The sequence below is a fragment of the Flavivirga aquimarina genome, assembly GCF_030540835.1.
Lineage (GTDB): Bacteria > Bacteroidota > Bacteroidia > Flavobacteriales > Flavobacteriaceae > Flavivirga > Flavivirga aquimarina.
Genome location: NZ_JAUOEK010000184.1, coordinates 35,381 through 52,151, shown reverse-complemented (window position 1 = coordinate 52,151; position 16,771 = coordinate 35,381). Strand labels below are relative to the sequence as shown.

16 protein-coding genes are annotated in these 16,771 nt (G+C 31.1%); 6 read left to right on the top strand and 10 right to left on the bottom strand.

Going from position 1 to position 16,771, the window contains the following annotated elements:
• The first annotated feature begins 87 nt into the window (after nucleotides 1-87).
• Entirely contained in the window at nucleotides 88-1,734 is a 1,647-nt protein-coding gene (pafA, locus tag Q4Q35_RS20300; RefSeq protein WP_303279877.1) for an alkaline phosphatase PafA, read from the top strand.
• Between the two features lie 3 nt (nucleotides 1,735-1,737).
• A complete protein-coding gene (locus Q4Q35_RS20295) occupies nucleotides 1,738-2,547 on the top strand; it encodes a DNA/RNA non-specific endonuclease (protein WP_303279876.1) in 810 nt (269 codons plus the stop codon).
• A gap of 111 nt (nucleotides 2,548-2,658) precedes the next feature.
• Here Q4Q35_RS20295 and Q4Q35_RS20290 read toward each other — a convergent pair whose 3' ends face one another.
• The 4 genes from Q4Q35_RS20290 to gcvP all read right to left on the bottom strand — a co-directional run bounded on the left by Q4Q35_RS20290 (nucleotide 2,659) and on the right by gcvP (nucleotide 8,798).
• Nucleotides 2,659-3,507 (bottom strand): glycosyltransferase family 2 protein, encoded by an 849-nt coding sequence (locus Q4Q35_RS20290; RefSeq protein ID WP_303279875.1) that lies wholly within the window; start codon nucleotides 3,505-3,507, stop codon nucleotides 2,659-2,661.
• 8 nt (nucleotides 3,508-3,515) lie between these two features.
• Nucleotides 3,516-4,433: an FkbM family methyltransferase gene (locus Q4Q35_RS20285; protein ID WP_303279873.1), complete on the bottom strand. Its 918-nt coding sequence runs from the start codon at nucleotides 4,431-4,433 to the stop codon at nucleotides 3,516-3,518.
• A gap of 359 nt (nucleotides 4,434-4,792) precedes the next feature.
• On the bottom strand, nucleotides 4,793-5,851 hold the full coding sequence (locus tag Q4Q35_RS20280; protein WP_303279871.1) for a 3-oxoacyl-ACP synthase III family protein: 1,059 nt from the start codon (nucleotides 5,849-5,851) through the stop codon (nucleotides 4,793-4,795).
• A gap of 97 nt (nucleotides 5,852-5,948) precedes the next feature.
• Entirely contained in the window at nucleotides 5,949-8,798 is a 2,850-nt protein-coding gene (gcvP, locus tag Q4Q35_RS20275) for an aminomethyl-transferring glycine dehydrogenase (RefSeq protein WP_303279869.1), read from the bottom strand.
• 120 nt (nucleotides 8,799-8,918) lie between these two features.
• Between gcvP and Q4Q35_RS20270 the strand changes: the two genes are divergently transcribed.
• Complete coding sequence (locus Q4Q35_RS20270) at nucleotides 8,919-9,752, top strand: UbiA prenyltransferase family protein (protein WP_303279867.1); 834 nt, start codon at nucleotides 8,919-8,921, stop codon at nucleotides 9,750-9,752.
• Here the strand turns inward: Q4Q35_RS20270 and Q4Q35_RS20265 are convergent.
• The 5 genes from Q4Q35_RS20265 to Q4Q35_RS20245 all read right to left on the bottom strand — a co-directional run bounded on the left by Q4Q35_RS20265 (nucleotide 9,749) and on the right by Q4Q35_RS20245 (nucleotide 12,549).
• Entirely contained in the window at nucleotides 9,749-10,009 is a 261-nt protein-coding gene (locus Q4Q35_RS20265; protein ID WP_303279866.1) for a hypothetical protein, read from the bottom strand. The two genes, Q4Q35_RS20270 and Q4Q35_RS20265, sit on opposite strands and share 4 nt — an antisense overlap.
• Before the next feature lie 2 nt (nucleotides 10,010-10,011).
• Nucleotides 10,012-10,566, bottom strand: coding sequence for a sigma-70 family RNA polymerase sigma factor (locus tag Q4Q35_RS20260; RefSeq protein WP_303279865.1), 555 nt, complete (start codon nucleotides 10,564-10,566; stop codon nucleotides 10,012-10,014).
• A 108-nt stretch (nucleotides 10,567-10,674) separates the two neighbouring features.
• Entirely contained in the window at nucleotides 10,675-11,550 is an 876-nt protein-coding gene (locus Q4Q35_RS20255; RefSeq protein ID WP_303279863.1) for an SAM-dependent methyltransferase, read from the bottom strand.
• 9 nt (nucleotides 11,551-11,559) lie between these two features.
• Nucleotides 11,560-12,000: a hypothetical protein gene (locus Q4Q35_RS20250; RefSeq protein WP_303279861.1), complete on the bottom strand. Its 441-nt coding sequence runs from the start codon at nucleotides 11,998-12,000 to the stop codon at nucleotides 11,560-11,562.
• 45 nt (nucleotides 12,001-12,045) lie between these two features.
• Nucleotides 12,046-12,549 carry a GbsR/MarR family transcriptional regulator gene (locus tag Q4Q35_RS20245; RefSeq protein ID WP_303279860.1) on the bottom strand — a complete coding sequence of 168 codons (504 nt, stop codon included), beginning with the start codon at nucleotides 12,547-12,549 and terminating at the stop codon, nucleotides 12,046-12,048.
• 137 nt (nucleotides 12,550-12,686) lie between these two features.
• Between Q4Q35_RS20245 and Q4Q35_RS20240 the strand changes: the two genes are divergently transcribed.
• The 3 genes from Q4Q35_RS20240 (at nucleotide 12,687) to Q4Q35_RS20230 (ending at nucleotide 16,032) form a co-directional block, all read left to right on the top strand.
• A complete protein-coding gene (locus Q4Q35_RS20240) occupies nucleotides 12,687-13,721 on the top strand; it encodes a helix-turn-helix domain-containing protein (protein WP_303279859.1) in 1,035 nt (344 codons plus the stop codon).
• Nucleotides 13,722-13,799: 78 nt separating this feature from the next.
• On the top strand, nucleotides 13,800-15,110 hold the full coding sequence (locus Q4Q35_RS20235; protein ID WP_303279858.1) for an NTP/NDP exchange transporter: 1,311 nt from the start codon (nucleotides 13,800-13,802) through the stop codon (nucleotides 15,108-15,110).
• Nucleotides 15,100-16,032 carry an aldo/keto reductase gene (locus tag Q4Q35_RS20230; protein WP_303279856.1) on the top strand — a complete coding sequence of 311 codons (933 nt, stop codon included), beginning with the start codon at nucleotides 15,100-15,102 and terminating at the stop codon, nucleotides 16,030-16,032. The genes Q4Q35_RS20235 and Q4Q35_RS20230 overlap by 11 nt, the downstream gene beginning before the upstream one ends.
• Nucleotides 16,033-16,048: 16 nt before the next feature.
• Here Q4Q35_RS20230 and Q4Q35_RS20225 read toward each other — a convergent pair whose 3' ends face one another.
• Nucleotides 16,049-16,669, bottom strand: coding sequence for a hypothetical protein (locus tag Q4Q35_RS20225; RefSeq protein WP_303279854.1), 621 nt, complete (start codon nucleotides 16,667-16,669; stop codon nucleotides 16,049-16,051).
• Between the last annotated feature and the right edge of the window lie 102 nt (nucleotides 16,670-16,771).

The following is a 16,771-nucleotide window of genomic DNA, read 5'->3' as shown; positions in this document are numbered from 1 at the left end:
AAAAAAAGTTAATAGTATTTAACCCTAATTTTAATTTATGATGCTTTAAAATCTGTATTTTTGGGTTGTAGAAATAAAATTGTTGTGATGAAAAATATATTTTCGTTTTGTTTGGTTTTCTGTTTTTGCATGTCATTTAAAGGCCAAAATGAAACTGCCAATGATGTTGTTAAATCTAATCCAAAGTTAGTTGTGGGCATAGTAGTCGATCAAATGCGATATGATTACTTAACACGGTTTTATAATAAATTTGGGGAAGGTGGATTTAAACGTATGATGAATGAAGGCTTTAATTGTAAGAACAATCATTTTAATTATATACCAACCTATACAGGTCCGGGACATGCATCGATTTATACAGGCACTACACCAAAGTACCATGGAATTATAGGAAATAACTGGTATGATAAAGAAACCAAGAGTAATGTTTATTGTGCTGGAAATGATTCCGTTCAATCTATTGGAACTAAAAGTATAGCAGGACAAATGTCACCTCATAGAATGAAAACATCAACATTAGCAGACGAGAATAGATTGTTTACTCAAATGAGAGGTAAAACGATAGGAATCTCTATTAAAGACAGAGGTGCTATTTTACCTGCCGGACATACAGCAAATGCTGCTTATTGGTTTCATGGGATGGATGAAGGTCATTGGATTTCCAGTTCATTTTATATGAATGATTTACCAAAATGGGTAAAGGATTTTAACAAATCTGATATCGCTGAGTCTTATTTCAAAGTTTGGAATACTATGTACGACATCGATTCGTATATAGAGAGTGGAAGCGATTTAAATACATTTGAAGGTGTGTTTAAAGGAAAAAAAACAGCAACGTTTCCTTATGACTTAAATGTATTAAAAGAAAAAAACGGCAACTTTGATATTTTAAAAGCGACCGCATACGGAAACAGTTTAACTACAGATTTTGCTTTAGCAGCATTAGAGGGTGAGGCATTAGGGAAAGATGCTATTACAGATGTTTTAACTATTAGCTATTCTAGCACAGATTATGTAGGGCATAAGTTTGGAGTAAATTCAAAAGAAGTTGAAGATACATATATTCGGTTAGATAAAGATTTAGAAAGACTATTTACTATTCTTGATGCTAAGGTAGGAAAAGGAGCTTATACAGTATTTTTAACTGCAGATCATGGAGCTGTAGATGTCCCTGCATATTTACAGTCTGTAAAAATTCCAGCAGGATATTTAAATAATGCAGAACGTAAAGAAAAATTCCAGAAGTTTCTAAAGACTACTTTTGGAACAACAGATATTTTGGAGAATATTAGTAACAGTCAAATTTTCTTAAATAGAGAAAAAATTAAAGCATTAGGATTGAAGTTAGATGAGGTACAAGATGCTATTGTGAATGAGCAAATAACATATAAAAATATTTCAAAAGCTTATACGGCTACCACTATGAGCAAAGTCGATTTTACTACCGGTATTGAAGTGTTATTGCAAAATGGGTTTAATCAAAAACGGTCAGGAGACATTTTATTAGTAAACGACCCTGCGTTTATCTCTTACTCAAAAACAGGATCTACACACGGCAGTGGTTTAAACTACGATACGCATGTACCCCTTTTGTTTTTTGGAAAGGGTATAAAAAATGGTGAAACATATCAAAAAACAGAAATAACAGACATTGCTCCAACCATGTCTGCGCTTTTAAATATTAGTTTTCCAAACGGAGCTACCGGACAGCCTTTAGAGTTTGTTTTAGATTAGAGTATGAATAGAAAGACAATTTACTCACTCGTAGCAATTCTTATTGTTTTCGGAATTTATGGTTATGAGTATTTTTTAAATGAAGAAGAACAGCATAAGATTGTTGAAACAGGAAAGGAAGTTAAAAATAGTACGAATGAATATTTTTTGCCTACAAGCACAACCGAGCAAATAATTCATCACGATGGGTATTCATTGTCTTATAGTGAACCACACGAGCAAGCCGAATGGGTGGCTTATGAATTAAAAAAAGCACATCTTTCTAATAGTAATTTTAAGCGTCCTTATTTTGAAATAGATAATGCTGTAAAAACAGGTGCTGCGCATTGGAAAAGTTACAAAAATTCAGGATATGATCGCGGACATTTATGTCCGGCAGGAGATAGGCGGTATAGTAAAATGGCTCATGATGAAACATTTTTAACAAGTAATATTAGTCCACAAGAGCACCAATTTAATTCGGGGATATGGAATAAACTTGAACAGAAAGTGCGTTATTGGGCCAATAAATATGATGGTGTTTTTGTTGTTACAGGAGGTGTTTTAAAAGGACAGATGCATACTATAGGTGACGATGAGGTAGCCGTTCCTAATCAATTTTATAAAGTGTTAATTGATAACAATTCCGGTAAAACAAAGATGATAGCTTTCTTGATACCTCATAAACAATCGAATGCGCCATTATATGAATTTGTCGTTTCTGTAGATTCTATTGAAAGGTTAACTGGAATCGATTTCTTTCCCGAATTAGACGATACTTTAGAGACTCAACTAGAATCCTCAAGCAGTTATAAAGGATGGAGCTTTAAATAGTATATTTTGTCATTCCCTCGAATCCCGATAGCTCCCGATAGCTATCGGGGCGGGAGGGAATCTTATAAATCGAACCTCTTATGTTCTTTATATAAAATTTGTTTTTTTGAATTACTTAAATTTATTTAGCATCCCCTTCCAACGTAGGCGTCTGATAAATTCCCCTTCTTTTTCAGAAACAAGATATTCAATTTTACTTTTTTTAGCTTTAAAATAACCGGACATATAATTCTTAAATAACCTAAGACTTTTCTTTTTGTAGGCTAATTTCATTGCAGAAATTAAAGTAATAATAAACCCATAACGCATTTTGTACATAGCTTCTCCCTGTAAATATTTTGAAGCTTTATTATAACTAATACCAGTTGGTTTTAAATGTTTTACTTTTAAAGAGTCATCAGTTAAAATATCCCAATTATAAAACTTAGCTAATAACTCATCTACGGTATCCCAGCCCATAGATGGTTTAAGCTTCCCAATTTGAAGAAAGCACGTTTTTCTATAGGCTTTTAATGCACCACGAATATGATCTTTTCGCGTTAAGTTTTCTAATACCCAATTATTATTTTTTTCAATATAGCAAAAGCCAGAAGCCATGCCTAGTTTTTCATTTTTCTTATAATGATTGGCCAGTTGTTCTAGATAATTATTAGGAAAAATTAAATCGGCATCAAACTTACAAATCACATCATAGTTGTCATCTAAAGTATCATATCCTTTATAGAAGGCATTAATGATTTTCGAACCGGGTAAATGTTCGTTAGATGATTTAGAATTTACTAGAGAAATCCAAGCGTACTTTTCAGTATAAACTTCGACAATATCCTGAGTTTTATCTGTTGAATTATCATTTACAATTACAATACGTTTTGGTAGTAAGGACTGTTTTGCCAACGAATCTAAAGTGAGTCCTATAGAACTTTGTTCATTGTGTGCTGGAATGATAATATAGAAATTCATTTATAAATTTAACCTTTATATATGAAACTTGAAACTAACTCTAATTTTGACTTTGGTACAAAGAAACAGTTTCTTATACCATTATCTGTTTCTCTTTTTATACTCGAAACTTTTTTTAAACCATACGGTGTGTGATTGAAAAATTCAAAATCTAATGTATTAAAAAAATCATCTAGTTCGTTTTCAATGGTATTAAATAATGTTTCACATATCACTATTGGTTCGAATGATTTAATGATTTCTATTCCTGAATTCAAAATATCAATCTCTGTACCTTCAGTATCGATTTTAATTAAATCGATTTTCTCAATTTTCTCAGTTTTTACAAAGCTTTTTAAGTCTGTTGCTTTTACCGTATTTTTTATAAAATTCCTTGATGTTGTTTTTGTGCCAGCATTACCTTCTCCTGCTAAATTATATGGTAACTTTTTATATTTTAAGCTTTCTACTTCGTAAAAATCGATAAAACCTGTTGTACTACTCAATGCTAAGTCAAGAGCTTTTATGTTTTTTTCGAGGTTATTTAAAACTATATTCTTTTTTAAAAAGTGTTTAGGCCCAAGAGCTGGCTCAAAAGCATACGCTTTGATTTTTGGATTAGCTTTACATGCTATTAACGAATAATAGCCTATGTTAGAACCAATATCTAAAAAAGTGTTTATGTTTTTATTTTTAGAAAGTTTTTCGAAAATTTCTGAATATTCAAAGTTCTTATAACCATCCCAGAAAAGTAATTGTGTGAGATAACTGGTTTGGTTAGTCGCCATTTTTATTGGCCCCGAATTTGTGTTTAATTTAAGTATTCCAGAAGGAGGTAGTCGGAGTTTTTTAGGTAGAATAGGACGCAATAGAGATATTAAATTTCTTAAAACATAGTTTATATGTTTTTGATAGATTAATTTATAAAATATTTGCGGGATTTTCATGTTTTTGGAACGGATTTATAACATGTAAATATATTTAGATTTATTAAAATAAAGTAGCTTCACGCACTTTTCTTAATGATATTAACTACGATTAAATATTATTTACTTTTCTCATTATTAATACAACTATTGTTTTTTCATAAACTTATATAGTATGAGGAGTTTCCAGAAAATAAATGAGATTCAAGGCCTTTTTTCTAGAAATTTAGATGATGATGGCTCTTTGGAGTAGTGATGGATAGATTGGTAATTACAATGATAATAAAATGCCTTCAGACGATTATCGGTTATAGTAACTTGTACAGATGATATCTCTAAAAGAGATGTCCGTCTCACTTATGTTAAAAAGAAGGATTTTTTTAATATTTATAGGCAATAGCATTTATATTCATACCAGCTCCAACGCTTGCAAAAATAATAACATCGCCTTTGTTTAAACTATGATTTTCCAATTTATTGTTTTTCACCAAATCGAAAAGAGTTGGTATGGTTGCCACGGAACTATTACCTAATTTTTGAATACTCATAGGCATAATATTTTCCGGAATATCGGTTCTGTAAAGTCTGTAAAAACGTTTTAGAATGGCTTCATCCATCTTTTCATTGGCTTGATGAATGAACACTTTTTTTACATCTTTAATATCAATATTGCTATTATCCAGGCAAGTTTTCATGGCTTTAGGGACGTTAGTGAGTGCAAATTCGTAAATTTTTCGCCCATCCATTTTTATATACCGTGTATCCTTTGGTAGTTCTTGATTGTTTGAATTCCCAAAATATAAATAATAAGCTTCATCATAAGTGAAACTTGCTGTTTCATGTGATAAAATCCCACCTTCTTCACTGGTTTCTTCAAGAATAGTAGCTCCGGCACCATCAGAAAAAATCATGGAATCTCTGTCATGCTTGTCAACGACTCTAGATAGTGTCTCAGATCCAATAACCAAACAACGTTTTGCCATGCCAGATTTTATAAATGCTTTGGCTTGGATAACACCTTCTACCCAACCTGGACAACCAAATAGTAAATCGTAGGCTACACATTTTGGGTTTTTAATACGTAAACTATGCTTAATTCTTGAGGCCAAAGAAGGTAGCATATCACTTTGGTTCGTGTTATGTTTAACATCTCCAAAGTTGTGGGCTACTATGATATAATCTATAGTTTCAGGATCTATTTTTGCATCTTCTATAGCTTTTTCTGCAGCAAAAAAACCTAAGTCAGATGAGTTTAAGTGCTCTTTCGTATAACGGCGTTCAGCAATACCTGTAATAGCTTTGAATTTCTCTACTATGACTTGATTTGTTGCATTTATAGAAGTTCCGTCATTATTTAAAAATGTGTGGTTATGAAAGTTTATGTTTTTTTCAACGTTAGACGGAATATAACTCCCAGTACCAGTTATCTTTATATTCATAAAATGCCTTAAAATTTTTTAGTGTACAAGCAAGATACCTATTTTTAATAAAAGGCAAATTCGATTTTGTTTTAATTTACGATGTTCAAAAGGCTATTTATGCCTCTACATAAGCTTCTATAGGCGTACAGGAACAAATTAAATTTCTATCACCATAAGCATCATCCACACGTCTTACGCTGGGCCAAAATTTGTTATCTCTAACATATTCTAAAGGAAAGGCTGCAGTTTCACGAGAGTAAGGAAAATACCATTCATCTGATGTTATCATATCTAATGTATGTGGTGCATTCTTTAAAACATTATTGTCATCATCTTTAGAAGCCTTGTCAATTTCTTTTTTAATAGAAATCATGGCATCACAGAATCTATCAATTTCTGCCTTGCTTTCACTTTCTGTAGGCTCAATCATTAAAGTACCAGCTACTGGAAAAGATACTGTTGGAGCATGAAAACCATAATCCATTAAACGTTTTGCAATATCAGTTACTTCAATACCATGTGTTTTAAAAGGTCGGCAATCTACAATCATTTCATGTGCTGCACGTCCGCGTTCACCAGAATACAAGGTATTAAAACTACCTTCTAAACGATGTTTGATGTAGTTTGCATTTAAAATCGCAATTTTAGTCGATTTTGTTAAACCTTCGGCTCCTAACATTTTTATATAACCATACGATATTAAACAAGCAAGAGCAGATCCAAAAGGTGCAGCCGAAATAGCTGTAATAGCCTTTTTTCCTCCAGTTTTTATAATAGGGTTTCCAGGTAAAAATGGTACGAGTTGTTTTGCAACACAAATAGGGCCAACGCCTGGGCCACCACCACCGTGTGGAATGGCAAACGTTTTGTGTAAATTTAAATGGCATACATCTGCTCCAATATTCCCCGGGTTTGTTAACCCTACTTGGGCATTCATATTGGCACCGTCCATATAAACCTGTCCGCCGTTGTCATGAATAATTTGAGTAATCTCTTTAATAGCAGACTCATAAACACCATGTGTAGAAGGATAAGTTACCATTAAAGCAGATAAATTATCTTTGTGCAATTCTGCTTTTTCACGTAAGTCATCTACATCGATATTACCTTCTACAGTCGACTTTGTAACGATTACTTTCATACCAGCCATAACCGCACTAGCAGGATTTGTACCGTGTGCTGATGATGGAATTAAACAGATATTTCTATGATGATCACCGCGAGATTCATGATAGGCTTTAATAACCATAAGTCCGGCAAACTCACCTTGTGCTCCAGAATTTGGCTGTAAAGAAGTAGCAGCGAAACCTGTTATTTCTGTTAATTGGTCTTCCAATTCTTTTAATATTGTTAAATAGCCTTTAGCCTGTTTTAACGGTGCGAATGGATGGATATTACCCCATTTAAACCAGCTTAATGGTAACATTTCTGAGGCAGCATTTAATTTCATGGTACAAGATCCTAAAGAAATCATAGAATGATTTAATGCTAAATCTTTGCGTTCAAGAAATTTTATGTAACGCATTAATTCGGTTTCAGAATGGTGTGTATTAAAAACATCTGATGTTAAAAAAGTAGATGTTCTTTGTGTAGCTTCTAAAATATTATTGGCTTTGTTAATATTCGAAATAGTAACGGTTTCTTTTTTAGCAGCTTCTGCAAAAACAGAAATTAAGTAATTAATATCTCTAATCGCAGTTGTTTCATTAATTGAAATAACTACGGTTTCTTTATCTGGATAATATAAATTTACTTTTTTCTCTTTGGCTACTGCTTTTATTTTTTTAGAATTTGTTTTTATTTGAAGTGTATCAAAGTAGGATGTGTTGATTTGATTGTATCCTAATTTTTCTAAGGCTTTTGCCAATTCGGAGGCTTTGTTGTGAACTTTATTAGCTATAAATTGTAACCCTTTAGGGCCATGATATACGGCATACATACTTGCCATAACAGCTAATAAAACCTGAGCTGTACAAATATTTGAAGTCGCTTTATCTCTTTTTATATGTTGCTCGCGGGTTTGTAAAGCCATACGTAAGGCTCTATTGCCGTTTTTGTCTTTAGTAACGCCAATAATTCTACCAGGTATATCACGTTTATAGGCTTTTTTAGTAGCAAAAAAGGCAGCATGCGGCCCTCCATATCCCATAGGGATACCAAAACGTTGTGTTGTGCCAACTACGACATCTGCTCCAAATTTTCCGGGAGCTTCCAGTTTTATTAAACTTAATATATCGGCAGCAACAGCAACTTTAATTCTCGCTTCATTTGCTTTAGTTATAAAAGTCTTAATATCGGTTATTTGCCCATTTTTTCCAGGGTATTGTAATATAGCTCCAAAGTATTCGGAAGAAAAATCAAAAGTATCTTCATTACCAACAACTAATTCAATACCTATAGGGGTTGCTCTGGTTTGTAATAAGGATAGGGTTTGAGGTAATATGTTTTCGGAAACAAAAAACTTATTGATCCCTGCTTTTTTTTGATCGCGTTCACGAACTGCAAATAACAAACTCATAGCTTCTGCAGCAGCCGTGCTCTCGTCAAGAAGCGACGCGTTGGCAATTTCCATACCGGTTAAGTCGATGACCATGGTTTGAAAATTTAAAAGCGCTTCTAACCTTCCTTGAGCAATTTCTGCCTGATAAGGGGTATAGGCTGTATACCAACCCGGATTTTCAAGAATATTTCTTTGAATTACGGCAGGTAATATAGTTGGGTGATAGCCTAAACCAATATATGTTTTATAGGCTTTGTTTTTTTTAGATAACTCATGAATATGGAGTAAATATTCATGTTCGGTCATAGGAGCTTCCAAATTTAACCCGTTTTTTAAGCGAATATCATCTGGAATTGTCTCATAAATCAATTGATCTAAAGAATCGATATCAAGGGTTTTTAACATAAGGTTTTGATCCTCTTCTCTAGGGCCGATATGACGCAATGCAAAAGCGTTTGTATTCATTAAAACTGAAATTATTATATAATTCGCAAAAATACATAATATTTGATGTGTTTTGTTGCATAAAATGGAAACTTTTTAACCATTTGAATAGGTTATCAACACTTTGATTATTTTTACATTATGAAGTTTATAAAACAGCTTTTTAATTTCTATTTAAACAGTAGTATTCATGTGGCTTTATCGGTGTTTTCGTTAACATGGATTACGCTTATGGAATTTCAAATTCCCTACGATAAAAACATACTTTGTTTTGTGTTTTATGCTTCTATAACCGGATATAATTTTGTTAAGTACTTTGGGATAGCAAAGTTTCACCATAGAAGCTTGGCAAATGGATTAAAATTGATTCAAATATTTTCCTTTTTTAGCTTTCTTTTAATGTGTTATTATGCTTTTAAGTTAAGTGTAACGACTTTAATTTATATTGCTGGTTTTGCAGTTATTACATTTTTATATGCCATTCCTTTTTTGCCAAAACATTTTTTTTTAGATAGACAACATAATTTAAGAAGTATCGGCGGTCTGAAAATTTATTTAATAGCCCTTATTTGGACCGGTGTTACTGTTTTACTTCCTTTAATAAATAATAATTATTCTATAGATACCGATGTTGTTATTACTGTGATTCAGAGGTGTCTTTTTATCATGGTTTTAATGCTACCTTTTGAAATTAGAGACTTAAGGTATGATAGTTTAAAGTTATCAACTATTCCTCAGAAAATAGGGGTGAAACAAACAAAAATAATAGGAAGTGTATTATTGGTAGTATGCTTCTTTTTAGATTTTTTAAAGAATGAAATAAGTGGGGTGGACATCATTGTTTTAATGATAATTACCTGTATTACTTTACTGTTTTTATTATTTTCTAAAACAGAACAAGGAAAAAGTTATAGTGCATTTTGGGTAGAAGGTATACCTGTTTTATGGCTAATACTGCTATTTATATTCTATTAATTAGAATATTCTTTTAAAGCTTTTTCAAAATCTAGCTTCATAGTTTCTTTACACTTTTTGTCTAAACATTCCACTTTAGATTTTTTTATAACCTTGGTAAGTTTCGTATTGTTTTTTGTGTATTTTCTACAGACTCTACAATATATTAAATGTATATTGAGTATAATTTTCTCCCATAATGTAGCTTCTTTATATTGCGTTTTATCACATACATGATTTGCATCTTCGCAAGGGATTAAAATCTTAATTTTACTCATAATTAAAACCAATTTTCTTTTAAGCAATCTGCCATAGCCGTGCGTGCTCTGTGTATGATTACCCAAAGGTTAGACGCTGTAATACTTAATTCATTACAAATAACTTCGGTTTCAAAACCTTGAATGGTTTTCATTTTAAAAACATCTGCTTGTTTTTTTGGTAATTTCCCTAAACAGTTATGAATGGTATCACCTAACTCACTATTTTGCATTGTGTCTTCTGCAGTTTTATCAAAAGGGTCTGCAACACGTTCTTCTAGCCAATCGCCTTCTGTTTCGGAGTCGTTATTATAACTAATACGTACTTCTGCTTTTCCTTTATTTGAATTTATTTTGCGGTAATGATCTATGATTTTCCTCTTTAAAATGGAGATAAGCCAAGTGCGTTCGCTAGCTTCTCCCTTAAAGTTTTTCATCGATTTTAAACCAGCCAAAAAAGTATCTTGTACCAAATCTTGAGCAATCTCTTTATCACTAACACGTGTAATCGTGTAGTTGTATAAGTAATCAGAATATAAATCTATCCATTGATTTGGATTAATTTGATGGTTAGGCATTATATATACAAATATTTTGAATTTCAAAAATAAGGTAAAAAAATGACTTTTTTAAAGGTTTAATAAATCATGTAAAATTCTTAATTGGTTTAATTGAAACTTAAAAGTCTATTTAGTACAGGTTATTAAATAATATCCAAAGCTTTTCATATGTAAACCCGATAATAATGCATAAAAAGAACCTTTTAAATTGTGCAGACTTTCTCTTTTCAATTTTTTTGAACGAAATATTTTTTTCATTATAAAGCCTATAATAGTAAAAGGAACGTGCAATACCGATGGCGCTACTTTAAACGAAGTATTTTCGATTTTAACTTTTGAGAAGCCTACTTTTTTTAATTCTTGAATAACGTCATCTATATAACCTAACCTTTCTAAACTCCAATGATTACACAATTTATGGTATGCATAATGCCCCCCTTTGCAGAGGTCCTTTTCTTTCTTTTTAAGAAAAGCATCAGCTATTATAAGTTTGCCATTAGGTTTTAATATTCTAAAAGCTTCCTTAAAAGCCTCTTTACCATGGCCAGAATGACAAAAACTTTCAATAGCAATAGCGCCATCAAAAATATTTGATGAAAATGATGTCTTATTATAATTTTCTTTTAGGATAGTACCATTTAGGTTTTGTAATAACTCATTGCCTTTTTTAACTTGAAAATCTGACAATGTTACACCAAACGCAGCAATATTTTTCTTCTTTTTTAAGGCAAACCTCATTGAGCCACCCATACCACAACCTAAATCTGCTAAAAGTGTTTTTTCTGAAGGGAGTTTTAATCGTTTTAGTACTTGATTATTCATTTCATTAAGCATGGTATCTCTTTTAAAAATATTTGTTTTAAATGGTATGAAGTATCCAAAATGCATATTGTAATCTTTACTCCAGAATTTGTAATCTTCTGTTGCTTCATTATAGAAATCAATTATTTCTATTTTGTTGTTTTTTGCTTTTTCTTGATATGTAATTATTGTAGATTCCATCTATTTTATTTAAAAGTTGAAGTAAGTAGTAAAATTGATAATGAACAGCCATGTATAAACAATTGCAAAAAGGATAAACAGGCTATTCATAAAATAGCTTCCAATTTTAAAAATTGTTTTTTGAGGAATTTGATACATAGGATAATAGGCAATCTGTGTCATTACTTTTCCAACCCAATAAGCAGCAATTAAACCTGTTAAAGCTAAAGCTAATCTGGTTCCATTTTGTAAATCACCAGTTAATAGTATTGCAATTAAACCAAATGAAAAGTTTAAACCTTGAATATATCTACCATAGGTTTTTGCAATTTCTTGATTTAAAGATTTCAGTTGTTTTACGTCGTTATACCAATCAAATACTTTATGACGTATGTAAGGATAAATCATTGCTGTGAATATTTGGCCGCATCCTCCAAGAATAATAAGCCAGTTTGGTATTTGTGTTTTCATATTATTAAAATTTCAGAAAATATTGAAAGTACATTTTAAATTTTTTTATTTTATAAATTTAAGTAAAGATTTAGTTAACCAATTTTGGTCTTGACTCACTATTTTATTCATCATAGCATCTGCTGTTTTTGCTAAATCGTGTAAGGCTTTAGTTTGTTTTATAAGTTCTTTGGTTTTTGCGGTACCATCATCTTTTATAGAGCTAACGTCTTTTAAAATTTTAATAACCGGTTTAATTTCTCTTCTACTTCTTTCTTTGGCTATGTGTCTTGCTAATTCCTGTACATCTTTCTCGGTAGTGAAAAACTCTTTACGTTCGCCCGGAATAAGTTCTTTTGTAACAATACCCCAATCCATAAGCTGTCGTAAATTCATACTGGTATTACCTCGTGAAATCTTTAAATCTTCCATGATCTCTTCCATAGAAAGTGGTTTTGTTGAAATAAAAAGCAAAGATTGTATTTGTGCCATAGCCTTGTTTATGCCCCATAAAGAGCCTAAACTTCCCCATGTACTAATAAATTTTTCTTTTGCTTCTTGATATTCCATGTAACAAAGATAATAATAATTTCTAAACTTTCAATAATTATTGAAAGTTTGTTTAATGCTATTAAAGTTTTCATAAATTTTTATAATGTGAGCCATTTTAATCAATGAAATAAGTATTTTAGTTAAAATGAATTCAAGTGAAAGTAGTCAAGCTAAATAAGAATGTAGAATTAATCTTAGCTTGTTTAGGCGCATTCCAAAGCATCTATTTAGCATTATTTAGTTTCTTTGAAAGGAAGCGACATATTAAAAACTATTTACTGGGTTTATTTTTCTTTTCTATTACTATAAGAATTGTAAAATCTATTTTATGGGTTTACTTAAGTGAAACTCCCAATTGGTTTATTAATTTAGGGTTTGCTGCACATTTGGCTTTTGGTCCTTTACTCTATTTATACACGTACTATTTTGTAAACGAAAAGAGTTGGTTACAAATTAACCTGTTACACTTTATTCCTTCATTTATAATTTTGGCTAACAGCTTCTCGCTAACTTCAAATAGCTTTTGGAATGTTGGAGGGTATAGTATGCTACTTTATCATCAGTTATTTTATACTTTAATTATAGTTTATGTTTTTATAAATGGTATAGCAAAGTGCCAAAAAAAAGAATGGCTGTGGTTAAGTTTATTGGTTGGTGGTACTGTGTTTCTGCAGTTTTCATATTTTTCCAATTATATTCTTGGTATGACACCTTATTTACTTGGACCAATTGTTTATGGTGTCTATGTGTTTTTTTTAAGTTTTTTCTTAATGAAGAATCCCCAGTTCTTTTATTTAATTTCAAGAAAAAAGAAATATAATAATATCAATTTATCACATCAAGACTTAGAGGCACGTATAAAAGAAATAGAGACATTAATGAGCGTTGAAAAACCTTTTCTTGATTCTAATTTCAACTTAAAACAATTGTCAAAATCTTTGGGAGTACCGGTATATGTAATGTCGCATATAATTAACGATTATTTCAATACAAACTTTTCAGGATACATTAATGTATATAGAATTGAAGAAGCTAAAAAGTTACTTAAGCATAAAGACTATCAAAACATTAAAATTTCCAGTATTGCTTACGAATGTGGGTTTAATTCTTTATCTGCCTTCAATGCAGCATTTAAAAAACATACTGGATCAACTCCTTCTTACTATAAAAGATTTATCCCTGATTTATAAATAAGTCATTCATTTAAATAAATCAATCAGACTTTTAGGGTTGCCTTTTTCATATTTGGTTTAATAAAACTTAAACTGATGAAAAGTGCTTGTTCTAGAATAGTAACCAGTGTGGTTATGATGAAAAAATCAGAGAAACTAATAGTTCTTTGGTCTTTTATATATTTTTTTAGTTTGCTATCCGGTTATTTTATTTTAAGACCAATTAGGGATGAAATGGGGATTGTTAATGGAGCAAATAATATGCAATGGTTATTTACAGGGACGTTTGTTGCAATGCTTTTGGTAGTGCCACTATTTTTATACATAACAAAAAAGTTTGTTTTAAAGAAAGTACTTTTTTTGTCTTACACTTTTTTCCTTTTTAATATTATAATATTTTATATTCTTTTTAAAATATTTCATGGGTCTAAGCTTTTAGCGGCTTCCTTTTTTATATGGCTTAGCGTTTTTAATCTTTTTGTGGTGTCTCTCTTCTGGAGTTTTATGGCCGATGTTTTTTCAAGTGAATCATCTAAACGTTTGTTCGGTATTATTGCAGCGGGTGGGAGTATTGGCGCTTTAATTGGTCCAATCATTTCTTCGTTACTGGTTACTCAAACCTCAATTGAAAACCTTTTTCTAGTAGCAGGAGTATGTATGTTAATAGTGTTATTTGCGATTAAAAAAATTGTGAATCTTAAAGAAGAAAACAAGCATTTGAAATCAAATAATGGTTTTAATTCAAATGTCATATTAGCCCCAGATATTCTATTATCTATCAAAAAAGGAATGAAATCAAAGTATTTGCAGAGCATCATTTTGTTCATGATTTTTTATACAGCTATTTCAACGTTTTTATATTTTGAACAAGCTCATATAGTTGAAAATTCCATTACAGAAAGCAGTCGACGGCTATTGTATTTTTCAAAGGTTGATTTAATAACAAACACATTAACTGTATTCAGTCAAGTTTTCATAACTAGTAGCGTTATAAAAAAATACGGATTGAAAATAACATTATTTTTAGTTCCTTTTTTAATAGCTATTGGTTTTGCTTTTTTAAGTATAAATCCATCTGTATTGGTAATAGGAACTTTAATTATAGTCCATCGAGCTGGAAATTTTTCGCTTTTAAAGCCTTCGAAGGAAATATTGTTTACGGTATGTAATAAAGAAGAGAAATATAGAGTTAAGAATTTTATTGATACTATAATTTATAGGGGTGGAGATGCTTTAACGGGGTGGTTATTTTCTTTGCTCATATCTTTTGGTTTAGGATTGTCTATAATTGCTCTCATCTCACTACCAGTTGCATTGTTATGGTCGTTTAATGGAAATCGATTAGGAAAAGTGTATAAGATTAAAGAAAAAGAATTAATTTCAAACACAATAAAACATGATGAATAATAATTTTAATAGACGAGAAGTTTTAAAACTATCAGGGCTTGCAGGATTAGCAATGGCCTTGTCTCCGGTACTATCAGCGTTTAATTTTAAAGATACCATGTTACAGAGAAAAATTCCATTATCAAATCAATTGTTACCAGTTGTTGGCTTAGGTACATGGCAGACTTTTGATGTTGGTAATTCTAATGCAGATCGAAAACGTTTAACTCAGGTTTTGTTAGAAATGAAGAAATTAGGTGGTAAGGTTATAGATTCTTCTCCAATGTACGGAAGCTCGGAACGTGTTGTTGGTGATTTAACCAGTACAAATAATTTTAATAAAGATTTTTTCTATGCCACAAAAGTATGGACCAGTGGAAAAGAAGCAGGAATTAATCAAATGAATAGTTCCTTTAAATTAATGAAGCGCAAACAGATGGATTTAATGCAAATTCACAATTTGGTCGATTGGAGAGTTCATGTAAAAACACTTAAAGATTGGAAAGAGCAAGGCAAGATTAAATATTGGGGCATTACGCATTATACGGATGCGTCTCATTATCGACTGGAAAATGTCATTAAAGCAGAAAAACCAGATTTTGTACAATTTAATTATTCCATAAGATCCCGTCATGCCGAAAAGTCTTTATTTGAAACTATTAGAAAAAATAATACTGCCGTTTTAATTAACCGACCCTATGAAAGTGGTAGTCTGTTTAGGCATGTAAAAGGTAAAGCCCTACCAGAGTGGGTAAAAGAATATGATATAAATAGCTGGGGGCAGTTCTTTCTAAAATTTATTGTGTCTAATGAATTAGTGACCTGTGTGATTCCTGGTACATCAAAACCACATCATGCTATTGATAATATGATGGCTGGTTATGGTAAAATGCCTGATGAGAAAACAAGAGAGAAGATGTACAATTTCATAAAGAATATTTAATCTAGAATTACTAGAGCTATTTAATTTGAAGATGGATATGATCATCATGACGAACTGCTTGACAACCGTGAAAGCGGATTTTGTTTTCTTCAATTAATCCTAATGATTTTTTTAGATGAGGTTCAATAAATATTTTCCCAGTTGAAGGTTTTTCTAATAATTGATTTATTAATTGTTTGGTTTTCTTTTTATCAAAAGTTAAATCATGAATTTTTCCTAAGGATAAATATTTCGAAAAATCATATTGCCAATAACCCTTTTCTAAACAAGGTTTTGATGTGAAGTTACTTTCAGAATTTGCGTAAATGCCATATCCGGAAACAGAAGGTTTTTTATTTGTTGATTTTAAGTTTTTGTCTAGGTACATAAAACAAAGATCAATCTTTTTTCCATCGCTATGGCTTAAATGGGGCAGCAAAGGAAAGCCATTTATAAATGGAAAATTGGCATCTAGATATGTGATTGAAATTTTTGATTTAAATAAAACATGAGCTGAATCTTCAAGTTCTGTTTTTAGTTTAGGGTTTACGTAATTTCTAAATAGCAAAGGGTAAATAAAATTTCGAGGCTTAAGTTTTTTATCGAAAACAGGTAATTGTTCTCTACCAAATTGTTTTGCAATTGGAGGAACTATCAAAAGATTACATATTAAATATAAAATGGGAAAAATAAACCGTTTCTTCTTTTTAAACTTAGAAGATAGTATCCATGTAATAATCCAAATTACTCCCCCAACTTG